Origin of the sequence: Nocardia brasiliensis ATCC 700358 (genome assembly GCF_000250675.2) — a bacterium.
Classification (GTDB): domain Bacteria; phylum Actinomycetota; class Actinomycetes; order Mycobacteriales; family Mycobacteriaceae; genus Nocardia; species Nocardia brasiliensis_B.
In genome coordinates, this window is the sequence record NC_018681.1 from 5,650,533 (window position 1) to 5,668,410 (window position 17,878).

Here is a 17,878-nt window from a genome sequence, read left to right on the forward strand (position 1 = left end):
GTGGTGGAGTAGACCTGTCGGCCACTCGTGGTGTTGTCGTAGGTGACCATGGTTCGATCGAGCCGCCTGGTGTTTCCCCGCCAGTCCTTGCTGCTGGTCCTTCTTGAGCAGTGCCACCCGGCCGATCAAACTCACGCCGATTTATCCACCCGTTGCCGGTCTCTCTTGGTTGGTCACGTCTTCCCCGGTCGAATCTCCCAACTTTTGCCTCCGATGGATGCTCGTGCCCCTGACCTAGCGACACCAACGTCGCGTTGTCATCTTCCGCGCACGCGATCGACCAGTAACACCGTCGCAGAAGCGCCAAGCCGCCTGGCACTGACACAACGCGGGACGCGAAACCCTGTAAACCCTAGAGAACTGGATGTATCATTTATTGCAGCGCCCACGGGTAGCGCTCAGCAAGCTGGGCTGGTAGGACGCGTTAATTACAGCCCGGGGATCAGACTTGCCCCGAAGCCGACAGATGACAGTGGACCTCGCACATTCGACGATACCCCGGCCGTGCGCACCGATAACCCGTACGTCCAAATGCACACAGAACACCATACGGTCCGCGTTCCCCGTACCCTCTCGTTGGATCGCTGACGTCGTCTCCGGCAAGAATGAGTCCATGCGCTCGCGAAAGCCGCTGTTCACCCTCCCCGGGCCCAGCCCACATTACCAGTGAGAGCAACTGAAAGCGGGTACACAACTACACGTTCCGTGTAGGCCAGCCTCGAAGGAAACGCCGGCGATCAAGGAGACCACCGTGGACGAAACGACGCTGTCGAAGAAAACCACTCGATGGTCCAGCCTGCACCGCCTGCTTGACCCCGCAGGCGGCCCGGTCGACCTGCGCTGGTTTGTCCGAGAAAAGTACCTTCACGACACCAATTACGAGATCCGGGATTTCAGTCATGGGGGGCTAAGCGGATTGCTGGTCAGCGGTGCGAGGTTGCCGGAGCGTGCCGAATGGTGCCCGGCCGCGCAGGGGCTCACTGGTCTACCGGTGTCGGTGACGACCAGCCCGGCCGGCGGCCTGTTACTGACCCGCACTACAGGTAGGCTCTACGCTTTGACCTATGGGAGCCTCGGACACCACATCCTCGACCCGGACTACCGCGACGATGACTTCGGGCTGGGGTTTGCGGTCCGCTGCCTCGGCGAAACCGATGTCACACGGTTTCGCAGCGAGATCATGGACCGGCGAGGCCGAGTCGAGGACTACACCATGCTCGGTGGCAGCGATGTTGCCGGATTCGGTCTCGACAAATTCAGTTCGCTGGTCCGTAGGATCTGTGGCAGCGCCGAGCTGAATATGACTGCAAAACTCCCCACATCGCTGGCAGTGCGAATCGAATGTTCCGGCCACGCCATCAAGCTGCCACTCGCTGCCTCCCCCGCCCAGTTCTTGGCCGATCTCGCCGAGATCGAACGCGTCTGCGACCGCGAAGACCCACTTGAAGGTCTCGCGTTCGTCGAGCGATTCCGAAAACTGAACAGACACAGCCCTGCAGCCCTGGGAGCTGACAAAATTCTGGCAACGCTGTTGGGCGAGCCAAACAACGCACGCCTCGGCATCACCATGCCCGACAACTGTGTCGACTACTATGGCGCAGCGCAATCATTCAGTATCTTGCTGGGCAGCCACGCTACCGCCGTCAACGACATCGACGTGGAAGCGTTGCTCGCACAGATCCACGGTTGCACCGAGGACCGCAGACTGTCCAACCTACACCGGCTTCGGGTCACCATGTACGAGGATTCGGCGCAGACGACACCGTCTGGCCCAGAAACCCGTGGCACGGATTGGCTGGTCGCGGAAGTCGAACACGAGGACGAGCGTTACTACTACAGGCAAGGCTACTGGCATGAGATCGGAGCCTGGCACCTCGAAACCCTGCGCGAAGAGCTCGACGAACTCTTCAACGCCACAACCAATATCACTGTCCCAGCCTGGACGAAGGGCCCTCCACGCTCTACAGGGAAGAAGAAAGGCCAGGATTCCCATGACGAAGATTGGTTCAACCGCGAGATCGCAAAACAACCGGGCTACCAACTATTCGACAAGCAAAACTTATTCACCGATTTCTTCCATGGAGGCGGGCTTGAGATCTGTGATGTCCTGGGCCCCGACTGCGAGCTGATCTGCGTCAAAAAGGCAAGCAGCAGCGCACCACTGAGTCACCTCTTCGCGCAAGCTGTGAACGCCGTCAAGGTATTACGCACCGACAAGGAGGTCGCGAAGAAGTTCCGCGACTCCATCGCAAAGCACAATCCCAATCACCCGATGGTCAATGACATCGGCTCGGTAAAAGTCGTGTTTGCCATCCTGCTGAAGGATGGCGAGGAGACAACTACAAACTCACTCTTCCCATTTTCCCAGATCTCACTGGTCAGATCACTGATCGAGCTTCGCACCATGAATGCCGACGTAAGAGTGATAACAATCACGCGATCCTAAGTCCTTGCCCGAACGGCACAGGCAACTCCGACGGGCGGCCAGAGACCGTTCGTTTCGACGTATTGGGCGAGCTATTGCAGGATAGTACGTAAGGATTGGGCCAATCGGAAAACGCGACACTCAGCGCAAACAGAAACACCTTCACTCCCCAGCCCGTGCCGACGAGCCGCTGCACCCATGAAGACATGGAATCCGACAACTGGAGACGCCGTCTCCGAGCACCACGACAAGACCCGAGCATATGGGCGCAGCGCTAGCGTTACTAACCAACACATCACAGTTACCGGCCATGGGAAAGTCAGAACCATTTTCTAAATCATAGAGGCGGCGGTCCCGCGTTCAGTCCCTCCCTGGTCGACGTAAACAAGGAATCGGCCCAAGCGGTTGATCTCCAACCCTTCCGACCATGCCAATCGCTGGCATCGGTTCGATCGACGAAGAGTGCTTTGCACGAAAATTATCGGTTGGACCGAGCATCGACAGGCGTGTTTCGATTAGGTCAGTCTTATCAGCCACCCACAACGACAAATGGCCAGACTTTGCTTGATGCGATCTGAAATCGGTGCCGCGATTTGCCTGCCTCAGGCGTCGGAATCGACTCTAGAGGAGCGATTCTCAGCAATTGATATATGAAGTCCGAAGTCTGCGACAATGGTTGGCCATTTTCGCAAGAACTTTTCGATCTCACTTGTGGACCACAATGTGATAGCCGGCCGTTTGGCAGCGCTGTTGTGATCGTCTACCCAACGAACTGCGTCTTGAGTGAACGATCCGGTAGTTGCCATTATCAGACGCCGTATCGGTTCACCCTCCCAGAGTGGGATCTTTGAATACACCAGGTCTGCGATTTCAGATGCGCTGACACCTCGTGCGGGCCAGTGTTTCGCTTGTACAACCACTCGTTCCAGCCACTCCGAACCGAGTCCATCATCGACCCTTAGATAGGCTTCGATGTCGCGACCAGAATCAGGTGCGTTCACATTAAGCAAGCGGGTGATTCGCGTGTATGATCCCGACAGCTCAAGAAGATGGGCAAGCACGAGTTCGAACCGATCTGCATCGATCTGACTCCAGTCAATCGGTAAATTGATCAGATCATCAGCCTCTAGCAGGATCCGCATGAGCTCTGATGCGGTCGCCTTGTCGAATTGCATCGATGCGCTGGACTTGGGCGTGCTCGATCGTTTATCAGTCCCCATAACCGCGAGGTGCACTAGTTTGGCTCCGTCAGGCGCGTCGATGACTTCGTAATGACAGACTGCACCTTGCTCGGGAGCGTGGAGGCCTGCTCCTTGCGTGCCAGGGACGATCTTGAGAACGCGTGCCATCGATCGAGACTCTCCGATGTTGTTGTGCCGCTCGTTGTTCACGCGGCTTCTAGTGATCTGATCTGGTCATCTTTGCAGACCCCACCGACACGAAGCAGTGAACTGCAGGACGCTGCTGCCGGACCGACCCCAGAGCAAAACCGTCTTTACGGAGTCGTACGACAGGGCATGCGCCGTGTGGGGCGTGTCAAAGATCTGCCGAGGTCGACAGCGATACCACTGACGGAAGCTAGACCACAGCCTGGCCGGATCCTCTATCCGTGCCCGTACTCGCATTCATGGGTAGGCATCACATTTTCCGCAGGTTGATTCGTGTGTTTAGCGCGTGTGTCCCCCTCCGGACACTCCACTCGATGGACGGCCCATGCTCATGGAGAGCATGGGCCGTTTCTCGTTTCGTCATATTTGTGGGTCCCCCACACCCCGCCCGGCGGGCTTCGCCCCCGGACCCCTCCTCGGCGTGACTGCCTGAACTCGTTCAGGCGCACCAGCCTTCAGTACGGCTCGGATGTCTCCGACCGAATCAACGAGCTTGTGGAGTTCGGTTTCGGTCAGTCTGATCGGTTTCGGTATCGCGTCGAGTTCGGCTCGCGCTGCGGCCTTCTCTGCTTGTGCGGTGTTCATCGAAGCCACGAAAGCGGCTGGATCCACTCCGGCTTCGATAGCGGCGAGGTGGCGCTGCAACCTCGTGTCCGCGTCGATGATTCGCCGGCGGAGCAGCGCACGAACGGTATCGGTGTCGTCGCCTTCCTGCGCTTCCAGGAGGATCTCGATGGTCTGGTTCCGGTGCTTACGATCAAAAAGGGTTGAGAGCCAACCATCCAGCGGGTCGATGAGGACCGATTCTCGAAGATTGACCGTCTTCGGATGGTCGGCCAGAGCGTCGCTGCCCGGAGCGAGAGTTCTCGCACGGCAACGGTAGTAGATGTTCTGGCCAACGATCTCGGCTTGCATTTTCCGGTTGCAGGCGTCACATCGGATGTGCCCGCGCAGTAGGTACTGGCGGGGTATCAGGGTCCTGGTCCGCTCCAGTTTGGCGCGGTCCCGGTTGTTGATCCCGGCTCGACCTCGCCGGATCAGGTGAGCTTCGGTGAATTGTTCGACGGAGACGATGTGTGGGTGGGCCGGCCGTCGGGAACGGATGATGCGGTCCGCGGAGGCTCGCACGAAGCGGATCGCGTATCCCGCGGCGACGTCGTCCGGATCGATCAGTTCTTCTCGTTTGGTCCATCTCCCGAAAACCGCGTAACCGGTGTAGCGCGGATTCTGCAGGATCGCCGCGACGGTAGGGGCTTGCCAGCCATCCCCGGCGCGGTGACGGTTCTGTTCGGGGCGGTGGGCTGACGGGCAAAGGATTCCGTCGCGGTTGAGCCCTTCCGCGATCGCCTTATCGCCTCGGCCACCGATATATTCGCGGAAGATCCGCTGGACCACCGGTGCCGCAACGACATCGATCGAGAGGATCCGCAGCTTCAGACCGTCCGCTGCCTGGTGCGGGTTGGGATGCGGTGGTCCGTCGACCACGACGTACCCGTAGGGCGCCCGCCCTGGTGGCGTCCCTCGTTGAGCACCTGCGCGTCCATGCTGGCGCGGGTGCGCTGCTGAACATGCTGGCGCTCGGATTCACTGAGGCCACCGAGCATGCTCATCATCATGTTGTGGGTCGCGTTCTTGGCGTTGTACTTCCCGCCCAGCTCGGGCACCCAGATATCCACACCGTGGGCCAGGATCCGCGGAGCCACGAAACTGAACTGGTTACCGAACCAGCAGCGTGTGCCCTCGCCGACGACGATCGCCGTCCAGCCCCTTGGCAGGCTGCTGGTTTGAGCGAGAGTGCTGCAGATGGAGCGTTGCGATCACGTCGACGCCGCTCTCGATCAGAGCCTCGGCGGTGGCGCGGTGTCGTGGCTGGACATCGGATCTGACTGCTGCGAGGTGTGGGCCGAGAGGGGCGTCGGGTATTCGTCAGCCTCTGGCGCACAACGGATTTGGGATCTCTCGTGGTGTTGCAACGTTCCTCCGCACAGCGCAGGATGAGTCGCAGCAGCGCCTTGGCTGCGTCCGGATTCAGCATTGGCGGATCATCAGGGCAGATGACGTCGACCGTGCAGTGTCTGTCCTTGCTAGGGTCTTTGGAGCGATCGCGACGGGTCATACCGAGCTCCGGCCGGACGCACGCGGACGAAATTGGTGGCTAGTGACGTTGCAATTCGCTCGAATGTTCGTTGACTGTTCGAGAGGGCTTTCGCATGGAGGCATGGTGGACTACTTCTCACCGTCGCCTGATTCTCCCCAACCATGAAACCTGATTTTCAGCGCTCGCGCCACAGCCCAACGCGGGCAGACCGGTACACCGTTCGGTTACGGCAGAGTGGTCGCGACTTCCTACTCGATGCTCGGGATGGCTTTGATCTCTGCTCGCACGACTGCTGCTGGATTCGGCCAACCAGATCAGGAGGGGGACACACGCGCTAAACACACAAATCGACTGCAGAAAGGATGACGCACACGGTACGGAACCGCGCTGGCGTGGGCCCGCCGGTCTCGAGCCCACAAAATGGCCTGTCCACCTGCTCGCACCGGAATATAGCCATGGGCGACCGCCCACAAGTAGCCCCCTGTGAGGGACGATCATCGTCCTCCGGACTGGTTTCGGTTCCGCTCAGCCGTCGTGACGCAGCCCTGGACTACGGTGCCGTAACCGTCACCCGCGTTGGCGTTCAAAAGCTTACGCCCGTCAGGGAGTTGCGTTCGCTTACGAGCGTCACCCGATAGCGCGAACACCGACGCGCCATGCGTAACCCATACGTCGGCGCTTGATACCTTCGTGGTGCCCTGCATGATGTTCCCACCGACGTAGACCAGCCCTCGCGGCGCCAATACAGCAAACACATCTGCCAACAACTCCCGGCCGCATCCACCAACCGAGCCTTGGACTGTGGACCCGGAATAGACCTGTCCGGCGTGTCCGATTGCCAGGCGCCTCGCCACCGTTGCATCATCCTGAGCGCGCCGTTCGAGAGGCCCTTGGCGCTACGCCGTCCCAACGGTAGCCGCCACCACAGGGATATTGAAGCGATGGCATACACCCTGAATTCGATGCAACCTCACTCGGCTGCTTCCAAGCCGCAACGCGCGGGCGCTCACACTGCACCAGCGCCCGCCTCCGCTGCCTGTCCACTCGGCATCGTTCCAGGTTAGGTGACCATAGAAGCTCGGCCGGGATCACCTGCAGATCGTCGCCGTTTCAGCTTCTCAGCCGAGAATCTCACGCACTTTGGTCGTGAGTGCAAGGAAGGAAGGGCCACACCGGAGTCACTTCGGTCCTCGAGTCCGATCAGGGGTTGCGGGCCCCGGCATATCGGTATCGAAGGGGAGGTTGATCCAGTCCGGGCAACGCGTCGAGCCTTCACAGTATGCGGTTATCACGCCAGCTCCTTTGTTGTCCTGGGGAGTGGAGGCCGGGTTCTCTAATTCCGCGTACGATACCACCACCGTAACAAAAACTGAGTCGATAGTTTTCCACGTACCGTCCTTTTTCCTTTCCCGGTATACGATTTCCGCCCGATATTCCCAGCGGTCATCAGGCTTCGGGGTCCGGCGGGTCGGATTTCGGACCACTGCGGCCACTACTTCTTTGCTGGAGAGATTGTGCTTTTCCACATTTTTTATCCAACCCATGCCTTCGCCCCAACCATGGTTTCCATTCGGATCCCAGAACCCCATCCGATACGCTACCTGATTTCCCTCCCAATCGTAGAGCCATGTGACGACACCGGGGTCGGGTTTCTTGCCGGTGAGGTCGTTGCTGTTGATGGGGTCGGCGTTGACGTAGTCGTAATTGTTGGCTGATCCGCCGGAGATGGGGTCGACTTGCAGGAATCTGCCCAGGATGGGCAGATAGGTGCGGGCTCCCATCTCGAGCGCTTGTTGGCTGGCGACGTGTTCGATGGGGACGGTGTGTTGGCCGAGGTATCCGAAGTCCATGCCACCTTCGGCGGTGGCCGGGATCGGGATGTCACCGATGGTTCCGGTGGCGGGGTCGATGTTTTGGCCGTAGGGGTCATAGAGATGGATTGGGCCGGTGCGGGTGGCGGTGTGGTCGGTGGTGAGCAGGATGTCGCCGTGGATGTTGGGGTAGGACCAGTTGACGGTCTTGGTGTCGGTGTAGCCCTTCGTGAGTAGAGCGCCGCCGGGTAGTTTCAGCACCCGTTGCCGCAGGATTCCGGAGTCGTCGAGGACAAAGTCGGGGCCGCCGGCGTTGGAGGTAAACCCGTAGCGGGTGACTTGCGCGGGTTTGGCGTTGTCGCGGACGGTTCGCATGGTGATTCGGTCGGTGACATCTCGGGTGTAGACGACCGAGCGTCCGGCTGCGGTGGTGGTGGATATGTGTCGGAGGGTGGAGTCGTAACCAAGAGTGTCGGTACCGACTTTGGTCGCGTTGCCGTAGGTGTCGTAGGTGAACGGCAGGCTGGTGGCTCCGTTGGTGGAGAGCAGCCGGTCGGCGTCGTCGTAGCAGTAGTTGGTGGTGGTCGCCGGGGCGCCGTTGAAGCTGTCGGTGAAGGCGGTGCGGTTGGTATTCAACCCCGCTTTCTTGTTCGGCCCGCAGCCGTTGTCGCCGGCGAAGCTGTAGGTGAGCTTGTGGTGGGGCACGGCGGCCGCGACCAAGCGGCCGACACCGTCATAGGTGTAGGAGTTGTTGAAGGTGGTGCCGGAACCCGCAGTGTCGGTGATGGTTTCGTCGGTGATGCGTTGATCACGCGATCGGCTGACCCCACTGGCGACGGTGGAGCCCGATACCTTCCATGAGAGGCCAGTCGTGGAGCCGGCGTCGTTGTGGGTGATCGCGAGGTTGGATCCGTTGCCGTAGGCGACCTTGTCCAGGATTCCCGCGGTGTAGCCCGGGGTCGCGACCCTGGCCCCATCAAGGTCTAGGCCGATCAGCCGGGACGCGTCATCCCAGTGGTAGTTCAGGGTGGAGGTCGCCGCCTTGACTGTGGTGGTTTCGCTGATCTTGCGCCCGGCAGGGTCGTAGGTGCTGGCGGTGGTGACCCCGCCCGCGTCGGTGTAGGACACGGTCTGGCCGAGCAGGTCGATCATGGCGATGGTCGATCCGCTGTTGTCGGTGACCTTCAGCTTCAGCGGGTTTCCGTCGACGGCGTAGTCGTAGGTGATGGTGCGGGCCGGTTTGTCACCCATCGCCGGGAACGACTTCTCGACAATGCGGTCACGGGCGTCGTAGGTCACGCATGACCAGGGCTCAGTGTTGGTGCGGGCGGCGACAAGACGACCTGCGCCGTCGTAGACCAATTCGACCGCGTGGGTTGTTCCGTCCGAGTTCTTGGGTCCTCGAACGGTTTTGACCATGCCGCCCTGGTTGGCAGCTGGGGAGTTCGATTTGCAGGGGTTCGAGCGGGTTTCGCGGTCTCCGTAGTAGGTGAAGGTGCCGCGCTTGTCGGGATTAGTAAGGTCGCCGCCAGGCAGGGCTGCGGCCAGTTGGCGCAGATAGCCTTGGCCGGGCTTTTCGATCAGCATCCGGCCGGTCAGGTTGATGCCGCCAGGGTCTCCGGTTTTGGAGACCGCCAGCCCGAGCACGGGGTCGATCCCATTGTCGGTGTCGGAGTAACTTGTCGCGAGCTTCTTCGCGGGTGCGCGTTCGGTGTCACCGCCGGAGGTGTTCTCAGTGATCTGGCCGGTTTGGAGTCCGTAGCGGGGGGCAAGGTTCTGCCCTGGCACTGTGACAGCGGATCCAGCGCCCGGGGGTTTCCAGGTGAAATCGAGTGCTCCGGTTTTGCCGCTGCGGTTGTAGTAGTCGATCCGAATTCGATGCCAACTACCCGCGGTTGTGTTGGTGTAGGTGCCGGAGACAGCGGTGGCGGCCTTGTCGGTCCAGCTGTCCACGATGAGCACGTCGTCGATCCACAATCGGACACCATCGATGACGGTGAACCCGAGTGCGTAGTCGCCGGTGTCGGGAAACTTGATTTCGCCGGTGAACCGGCCCGACCAGCCGCCGTTGTTCGCGACCGGCGGGGTCGACCCCCAGCTGTGTTTCAAGCTGCCGCCAGCGGCACCGACACCGGTTGCCCAGTCTTTCGGGACTCCGGAGGTGAATGGGTTGTCGTAGTAGGCGGCTTCCAACCCGACCAGATTCTTGTCGTACTGAGTATTGGTGTGGGGCATCGTGTTCGCGCACTGCGGTGTCGGCAACTGCCCGGCGAAACAATTCGCCGGAGCCGGACCATAACTATCGATTGGGCGGTCTGCGTGGTCGTAGATCACTGTCGAGCGCCGCCCGGTCGTGTCGATCGTGGCTGTTCGCTGGTCTTTCGCGTTCCATTCGCTACGGGCGGTGTCGCCAACAGCGTTAGTCGAGGCAAGAAGGCGACCAGCATCGTCCCAGGTGACAGTGTTTTCTGGGGGCGAGTTGAGCCCGCCGATCCCGTCGATGTTGACGATCGCTTGCCTGCCGCCGATGTTGTAGCCGTAGTAGTGAGTGGGCCGCTTGCCCAGGTAGCCGCCATCGGGGGACGGTCCGGTGACAGCGACAGCCCGCAAGCGTTCGGGTACCCCTGGTTCTTCGATGAACTTTTTGTACTGGATTGCCGTGTGTACCAGCGCTTGAGAGGGGAACTGTTGGATCGAAGCCCAGTCGTGGCCTAGGTTGCCGCGGACAAAGCTCAATGGCCCGATACTGGCGAGGAGCTCCTGGCGTTTGACTTCGCTGCTGGTCTCGCGATACTCCTTCTGAACATCGGCGAGGTTGGTGTAACTGAAGTCCTGCATCGCCGCGCCCGGGTTCTCGATCCGCGCAAGCACATTGAGCAGGTACCACAACCGGGTTTCGGTGCCGTCCCAATAGGTTATGCGGCACAACTGCTGCGCGGGAGCGGAATTGGCCCCCGACGGTAGCGGCGCTCCGCCATAGCAACTGTTACTGCCGTCGGTGTTGTAGTGCAGTTTGTGCGCGCGCCCCGACACCGGATCGACGATCTCGGTCAACCGTGACGGGGAACCGCTGTAGCGATACTGCAACGACGCAGGCTTCTTACTGTCGAGCACCGTCGACACCTCCGCCAGGGTGCCGTCGGGGTGAAACAGTGACACCGCACCGTTCTCGGTCACCGACAGCCGCCCCTTGGTATCAAAAGCCACCACACCATCGCGACCCGGCGGTGCCCGATACCCACCAGCAGTTTTGGCCCAACTGTGTTTGCCGCCCGCACCGTCGGTAAGCACGACCGCCCCATCAAGCATCGCGGCATGGCTGTAGACACTGGCCGGCATCGACAATGTCCAGCCCGCGGGCAACGGCGGCGGATCAGCGGGATAGAGCCACTGCGCCGGCACGATGCGGGGCACCAGATTATGTATACGCATACCACCTGCGCTGTCCTGAGTGCTCTTAACCCACAACACCATTGCCGGTGGATCAGCCGAATGGTGATACAGCTCAACCTTGATCGGCACACGCTGCCCAGCAGCCAGGGTCACCTCGTCGTCACGTCTCGGCCCGGCTTCGGTGAATTTGTCATGGAAGATGCCACCGGCCTCGGGATTGTTATAAACCACCCGATCGCCGACCCAGATCTTCGCTCCGGGAGTATGCGCACCAGCGAAGCGATAATCGCCCGCGACCGGCGCCTGGAAGTAGCCCTCCCACCGGATCACATACCAGTCATCGACCAAACCAGGCGGCAACGGGTCCCGCTTGGTCTCGTCATTCCACTTGTTACCCCAGAACAGGTCCACCTGAGACTCAGTGCGCACCAACACCGGAACGTCACCAGGCACCCCGTTGTGAGCGGGATCGTTGAAATAAGAAGCCCGCACACCTCGGGACTCTCCTTGACGCGAGTTGTAGGCGAAACTCACCCCCGCGGACCCACCCAACGCCGAAAAGCCCGGACCCGACGCATCGAAACGAACATTGCCGTTGAACAAGTTCACCGTCACCGGACCCAACGAATCAGTCGGAGTCGGCTTCGGATCACCCATGCGCTGATCGATCGTGAAATGACCCACCCAGCCAGCTGGTGTCGGCGTCTGCGCACCTACAGCCACGGTATCAACAGTCCACGTGTACCGGCCCCCGTTCGCCACCACATTGCGCGGCACCGTCCACTGCGGATCCGGAAGACACCCCGACTGAGCCACACTGCCCGTGCGGCCATCGAAACCGGTCGACACCTTGAAGCAATACTTCGCGCCTTCCGCCGCACCGGTTACGGCGACCTTCAACATCGGTGTCTCGGAAGCCAGAATGGCGTTATCGGCCGGGGAGACCAGCACCGTCTTCGGATCCTCCTGCGCCCGCTGCTGCGGACTCGCAGAAGGACTATCGACCGCACCAGCGCGCGCCAACGGCACGAAATCGGCGTCAGGCAGAGGCGGCTCCGGTTCGAGCTCGAGCTTCGAGGACGGGCCGTCTCCTGAGGCCAGCAACGGCACAGCCCGCGTCGGCGGCGGCGCCGCCCCACTCGGCGACGACACCATTATCTGCGCCGATGTCGCGACCAGCAGAATTGACAGCGCTACCACGCTCAAGCGATACCAATTAGTAAGGAACCAACGCACCGAGGCGTCGCCCTGACAGCGATATTTCATCCCACTCCACAATCCCCGAGCCCACAGACGGGCAGCGTAAATCCGACAGAACAGCAGCAACAGGATCCATCCGTTCCAGATGGAATTCGAGATGCCGGTGCCAAAAATTCCGCGACCCGTCTACAGTCACGTTCTTCGGTGCCTTACTTCAGGTGCCTGTTCTGGGCTCATTCTCCAGTTCACAAATCGAGCCAGCATTCTGACACTTACAGATCAATTTGCCGACGGCTTGCCCGAAATCAACATGTACTCCATGGTGATTCGACACTTCGGACAGCACCCCGAACAGTCAACAAAGGGACAAATGGTCAAATAGCCGGATCTACAGGCCATTTCACACAATCGAGCACCTTACCGATCGCGCGCGTTGTCGATGTACATGCGTACATCATTGCTGCACAGATGGTTCGGAGGCCCTACTTCAAGAAGCTAATCATCATGCACGCCCCCCACCCAGGGATTGACCGATACCGAACGACATTGGGACGAAGACCCTGTCACCGAAATAACTGTACAGCTAGATCAAATGGGGAGCCATCGTCCATGCCGACTGGGGAGCTGGACATGACGCAGGAACCGAGCCCGACCCTCACACCACTCAAAGTAGCCGCACGGCAACAACCGCCGTTGTTCGGCGACATACCGGCCCTGAAGGAGAGAGAGAGAGTCCCGCGACTCAGGGACGAATGCATAACCACAGCGCGTCCGAGATCATCACCTGAGCTCCGACACTTGCCACTCCTCCGCGTCGACCTGTCGAAAATACCCCAGCAGCCGCTTCGTTGCCTCATCTGGCTTTGCCCGCATGCGGCGGAGGGCCGCGGCGATGGATGAGGATGCGCTGGGGCCAGACGATGGGATCGACGATGGCCGAGTGCAGGGCTGCGACCAAGACAATCGCGACCACGAACCGGCGGGCGGACAGGCCTGGTAAAAACCGACTTCACATGCTGGGGCGATATCACCGAAGCAATGTCGTCGAGCGCGGCGACGACCCATTTGCGGCTGGGCCTTGTGGGACACGGACCAGTTCTCGCACTACCCGGTGACAGTATCGGTCACTGTCAACGTGCGGAGGCATGCTGGCCAGTGCTGCGACCGACCCAGCCGATCTCCACGAAAATCGTTGCGCCAACGTCCCGTTGAGCCCAGTTACGGAACGAGATGTGCGATGTGTGTCGACGAGTTCAGAAGCTGGGGAACCGGCGAGTTTGACCCAGGCGCTGATGGGTGCCCGCGAGAGCTTGGGCGACACCGCAGAGAGCGCGGTGACGCCCTTGGCTAGCGATGACGGCGTGCGAATAAGGCTGGAGTACAAGGGAGTTCAAGCATGAGCCTGAGATAATTCCCGACACCGAGCATGAGCTGGTGCTGGATCGGGTCGCCGCGATCGATGTCGCCAATGCGAGCGGATGCGATTCTCCAGATATCAAAAGCGAGTGTCTTGGCTATTCCCAGCAGGCTTGCGCGGAAAGTAGGCCGCCCGCATCGACATCGATGAGCAACATCCGTGCCCAGTGACACTTCCATAACAGGAGTCGGTGCGCAGATCAGCCAGGCGACAGTCGTGGACGAACGATCACGCGTCCGGCGGCCGGATCGTGACCATACGACTAGCCGGATCGCCCAGGCTGAGCCAACCTGCGGCCGGTGGCGGCCCGCACCATTTGCGACCGTCATCGTCGGTCCATTGGCAACCTCCGGGCTCGCCACCGTCGAGGTCTATATCAAGGAAGTTCGACGCCTGCCCTGCAGCGGAGGTCGCGGAACCAGTGGGGATCGGATTCAGTGGCGGCAGCCAGGAGACGTGGGAGGTGTGGAGGTCGGCCCACCGCCCTCCGAAATTTCCCCTGGCAGTGCTGTACCGCACGCACAGCGCCAATTCAGTGTCAATCCAGCACTCATCGACGGTTATTTGCGAATGTGGCCGCTTCGCAAGGAAGACGAAATTCTCGGCGACAGCAATAGCCCACCGGCGGAACGGCTCGAACATGAGATCAGAGAATATCGGATTCTCCGGCGCTGACCCCACCTCCCCGCTCGGCCATGAACAAAGGACCGGCCCAGAGGAGGAGTCGCTGTCGGCTAGCGACACACGTACGGTGCTCACGACGTCGGAGACGGGATGTTGATCCAACTCGGGCTGGTCGTCGCTACTGCCGGGAACCGGCCCGGTGCCGGGGGTCACCGGCATGGGCGAATGACGCCCTTCCTGAAGGAAAAGTTCACGCGTTCACTCTAACTGCTCTTCCCACTGCCTGCATATGTCTCGGTAACTGCTGGCGGTCTGCCTGGAAGTTGTCGGGCAGATAAGCCCCTGAGCTTGGATTATGTTGCGTCGCTGGCGTTGAGAGGATCTCGACTCGGTGGTGCCTGGGAGGTCTTCGGTCAGTGGAGGGACCCGAGGGTTCATCGGGACGTGGCCCGATCATCAATCCGGTGCCATCGTCTCGCTCGAGTTCCTCCAGTGTTTGGTATTGGGCTCAAAGCAGCGCACTTGACTAGGAACGAAAAAGCGTGAGGTGCGATGACGGACTGAGCGTTCTCTGCCCTGCGGAGCCCAACCAACTGTCGACATGCCCCACCGCGGCATGGATCCCACGGCCTTGGTTGTCAGGGTCTGCAAGCGCTTCCGCAGCGGTGGAGGCGAATGGCGGCATCCTCGGGATCGGAAAAGGTGAACAGCGCACCGTCTTCCAGCAGCTCACGCAACTGCTCACTGGTGTAGTCGTCGTGCACAAGCCCTCCCCCGTATATCAGCCGATGACAGTCAGCGACCGCATCCGGTTGCTCGAGGCGTCGCCGACTAGGTGAGGACTCACGTCTGCGAGCGATAGCGCTGTTGCCGATATCGCGGACACCTGGGACGACGACTGGCACCTGCGCGGCGGCCGAACGCGCCTCGCCGAGCCACTACTGGTCCGGCGCCCGTCTCGGCACACCCGCCCGATCCGGGCATCGATCGGTCCTGCCTGCCCGAACTATCCTCGCAAATCCTGAATCATCTCGACGACCAACTGTGCGGCGCCGTCGATCTGGGGGGCGTTCTCGTCTTTCACGTAGATCTCGAGTTCCCCGCGCCATCCGTCGAGGACCGCCGACAGCGTCAAATACTGTGCACCGTCGGCTGTTTTCGGTGCGAGCGTTGCCGTGACGGGCACACCCTGCACTGTGCGGGGCCGGTCGCTACGACCGTCGGCGGAACCGAGAACGTTTCGGCCGTCATCGAATCCGAGCGACACACCGCCCACGTATCGGGTCGGGAGGACATCGATGTTCGCTGGGGTGGTGTCGGCGTTCTGATAGAGGCATCCACCGAATCGTTCGACGTTTCCATCCTTGCGGGTTGCCGGTTTGACGGTGACGTCGAAGGCGGTGACCTTGTACCACTGGGTCAGGAATGCTTGGGGGTAGGCGCAGAGTTCGCGCATGCTGTGTGCGCTCGGTGCGGGCTCGGCGTCGTTGGTGTCCGGTCCGCACGCGGGCAGGAGCAGAGTGCTCACGATTACTGCGGCCGCGAGGGCGGCTCGGCGCGTCATCGGGGATCCCATTTGTCTTTGTCCGGTGTCTGGGCATCGAAGTCGGTGGAGGCGCTTTGGGGCCATTTGCCGTTGTTGATGCCGGCCGGGCTGGTCGTCGCGACGGTCAGCGCGTCGAGGATGCCTTGCTGCCGTATCAGGACGGCGCCGAGGGCGAGACCGTGTTTGCCGACCTTCTTAACCAGTTCGGCGCCGAAGTCGATCGCGTCGGAGACACCGACGGGCATCGCGACGAACGAGGCGATCTTCAGCATGGCGCCGGCGAATTTGGTCAGGTATTCGGTGATGTCTTCGATGATGGCGGAGTAGAACTTCCACGCCCCGTCTGCCGAGTCACGCAGCGCACTGTTGGCGGTATCGCAGACACTCATCGCCGATTCCATCGCGGTCTGCTGGATCGTGGCGGCGTTGCCGTAAGCAACCGCGGAGGCGCCGAGCCACTGACCGGTGAGGTTGCCGTTGAGCAGGTAGTTGTTGCGTGCTTCGCTGATCTGGGATTTCGTCTCCAGCCACGCACCGGCAGTCTGGATGAACGCGACCGGCGCGCGCAGCCCATCGATGGCCTGGGCGAGTTCTTCGAGGACCTTACGGATGCTGTCTTTGATCTTGTCCTTGTTGTCCTGCATGACCCCGGTCAGCGAGTCCTCGGTCAGTGCGCCGTAGGCCGCACCGACCACACTGCCGACCCCGGGCACCGGAATCAGTAGCGCGCCTTCGTTGGCCGCCACGGCGATCGTCGCGAGCCGGAACGCCTCGTCGACGTCTTCGGGAGTGTTGCGAATCTCGTCGATCTTGACCGAGAACTGTTTCAGGACGGTGTTGAGGTCATCGAGGGTCTTGCTGGTCTCGGTCACTACTGCCCCTCCTGCAGCTTGATCAGCACGTTGGCGAAGTTCTGATCCTTCTCCTGAAACACCGTCGCGACGTGTGTGAGCACATTACTGATCGAGGTCGCTTCGCGGCTGCCCTCCCCCAACCTGTCGCGCAACCATTGTGCGGCGGTTTTCTGGGCCTGCCAGGTGTCGTTGAAGACCGACCAATTGATGTCTCCGTGGCTTTCGGCGATCGAGCGTGTGCTGCGCGCCGCGGTGTCCAGATCGCGGGAGGTCTCCTGCCACGCCGCGGAAGCGGTGGCCATCTTGTTCAAGTCGAGTGAGAAGTCTTTGGTCACCGTGATAGTCCTTCCAGCTGCAATCGGTGTTGTGCGACTGCGGATTCCAGCTCGGCGTCCGACAGGTCTGCCCATCGGCCGGGTTCGTCGAATACCGGGCGCTGTGCCCGGATCTCGTCCGCGCACGCGAGGATGTCATGGCCGATCTCGAACGGCTGGGCCGTCGCCGCCCACCGCGGGCCGATGAGGATCTCGCTCACCCCCGACCACTCCGCCCGCACCGTCACCGACGGTGTATCGAAATCGGTTGCGGGGCCGCTTGCTTCATACACCGAGTCGCCGACGGTCTCGATTGTCGCGAACTCGGCCAGAGTCGATGCGCCCAGCAGCGCGGCCAACTGGGCGCGGCGGGTCGGTCGCAGGCTGAGTCTCTCCCACTGCCCTGAGGCGATCGTCGCTGCTTCTCGCCGCCAGAACGCCACCCAATACCCCGCCATCGCCTCCGCCGAGAACTCGCTCGGGTCGCGGCGCTGATGCAGGGACCGATCGACCTCAACGCTGAGAGGTAATCTCCACTGGTCCAGTTCCATACCGATAAGCACCGACGCGGGTGCGGTGTTGGGGGCCAACGACATTCCTTCCGTCGCCATGGGATCTCCGTCAGCGAGTTGGACGCAGACCACCACACCCCGGTTCCCCGCTGTGCCCTAGATCATGCCCTAACCGCACGAGCCCCGCCTGCGACGGCGGTCCGGTCCCATCAGCACGGGCACCGGTGGCGGCAAGGGCCGACTGCCCCGCGGCAGTTTCAGTGACTGCGGCTACGGTGCTGTCGCGCAGCATCTTT

11 protein-coding genes are annotated in these 17,878 nt (G+C 61.1%); 1 reads left to right on the plus strand and 10 read right to left on the minus strand.

Features of this window, described 5'->3' with window-relative positions; genetic code table 11:
• Nucleotides 1–751 precede the first annotated feature (751 nt).
• Entirely contained in the window at nucleotides 752–2,446 is a 1,695-nt protein-coding gene (locus tag O3I_RS24860) for a DUF6119 family protein (RefSeq protein ID WP_014985751.1), read from the plus strand.
• Nucleotides 2,447–3,027: 581 nt separating this feature from the next.
• On the opposite strand, the gene O3I_RS44055 is transcribed toward O3I_RS24860, so the two are convergent.
• The 10 genes from O3I_RS44055 to O3I_RS24895 form a co-directional block, all read right to left on the minus strand.
• On the minus strand, nucleotides 3,028–3,816 hold the full coding sequence (locus O3I_RS44055; protein WP_141692090.1) for a restriction endonuclease: 789 nt from the start codon (nucleotides 3,814–3,816) through the stop codon (nucleotides 3,028–3,030).
• A gap of 357 nt (nucleotides 3,817–4,173) precedes the next feature.
• The gene (locus O3I_RS24865) at nucleotides 4,174–5,298 is read right to left on the minus strand and encodes a recombinase family protein (protein WP_202804872.1); all 1,125 of its coding nucleotides are present in this window, start codon (nucleotides 5,296–5,298) and stop codon (nucleotides 4,174–4,176) included.
• The gene (locus O3I_RS46105; protein ID WP_051066754.1) at nucleotides 5,247–5,516 is read right to left on the minus strand and encodes a recombinase family protein; all 270 of its coding nucleotides are present in this window, start codon (nucleotides 5,514–5,516) and stop codon (nucleotides 5,247–5,249) included. Before O3I_RS46105 ends, O3I_RS24865 begins: the two co-directional genes overlap by 52 nt.
• 1,573 nt (nucleotides 5,517–7,089) lie before the next feature.
• On the minus strand, nucleotides 7,090–12,381 hold the full coding sequence (locus tag O3I_RS24875; protein WP_081594124.1) for a PA14 domain-containing protein: 5,292 nt from the start codon (nucleotides 12,379–12,381) through the stop codon (nucleotides 7,090–7,092).
• A 1,579-nt stretch (nucleotides 12,382–13,960) separates the two neighbouring features.
• Nucleotides 13,961–14,374: a hypothetical protein gene (locus tag O3I_RS45005; protein ID WP_141692091.1), complete on the minus strand. Its 414-nt coding sequence runs from the start codon at nucleotides 14,372–14,374 to the stop codon at nucleotides 13,961–13,963.
• A gap of 620 nt (nucleotides 14,375–14,994) precedes the next feature.
• Nucleotides 14,995–15,120, minus strand: coding sequence for a hypothetical protein (locus tag O3I_RS46835; RefSeq protein WP_272944271.1), 126 nt, complete (start codon nucleotides 15,118–15,120; stop codon nucleotides 14,995–14,997).
• A gap of 242 nt (nucleotides 15,121–15,362) precedes the next feature.
• The gene (locus O3I_RS24880) at nucleotides 15,363–15,920 is read right to left on the minus strand and encodes a hypothetical protein (RefSeq protein WP_014985753.1); all 558 of its coding nucleotides are present in this window, start codon (nucleotides 15,918–15,920) and stop codon (nucleotides 15,363–15,365) included.
• Complete coding sequence (locus tag O3I_RS24885) at nucleotides 15,917–16,774, minus strand: hypothetical protein (protein ID WP_014985754.1); 858 nt, start codon at nucleotides 16,772–16,774, stop codon at nucleotides 15,917–15,919. Before O3I_RS24885 ends, O3I_RS24880 begins: the two co-directional genes overlap by 4 nt.
• Complete coding sequence (locus tag O3I_RS24890; protein ID WP_014985755.1) at nucleotides 16,774–17,091, minus strand: hypothetical protein; 318 nt, start codon at nucleotides 17,089–17,091, stop codon at nucleotides 16,774–16,776. Before O3I_RS24890 ends, O3I_RS24885 begins: the two co-directional genes overlap by 1 nt.
• Nucleotides 17,088–17,681, minus strand: a complete 594-nt coding sequence (locus O3I_RS24895) for a hypothetical protein (RefSeq protein WP_141692092.1) — start codon at nucleotides 17,679–17,681, stop codon at nucleotides 17,088–17,090. The genes O3I_RS24890 and O3I_RS24895 overlap by 4 nt, the downstream gene beginning before the upstream one ends.
• Between the last annotated feature and the right edge of the window lie 197 nt (nucleotides 17,682–17,878).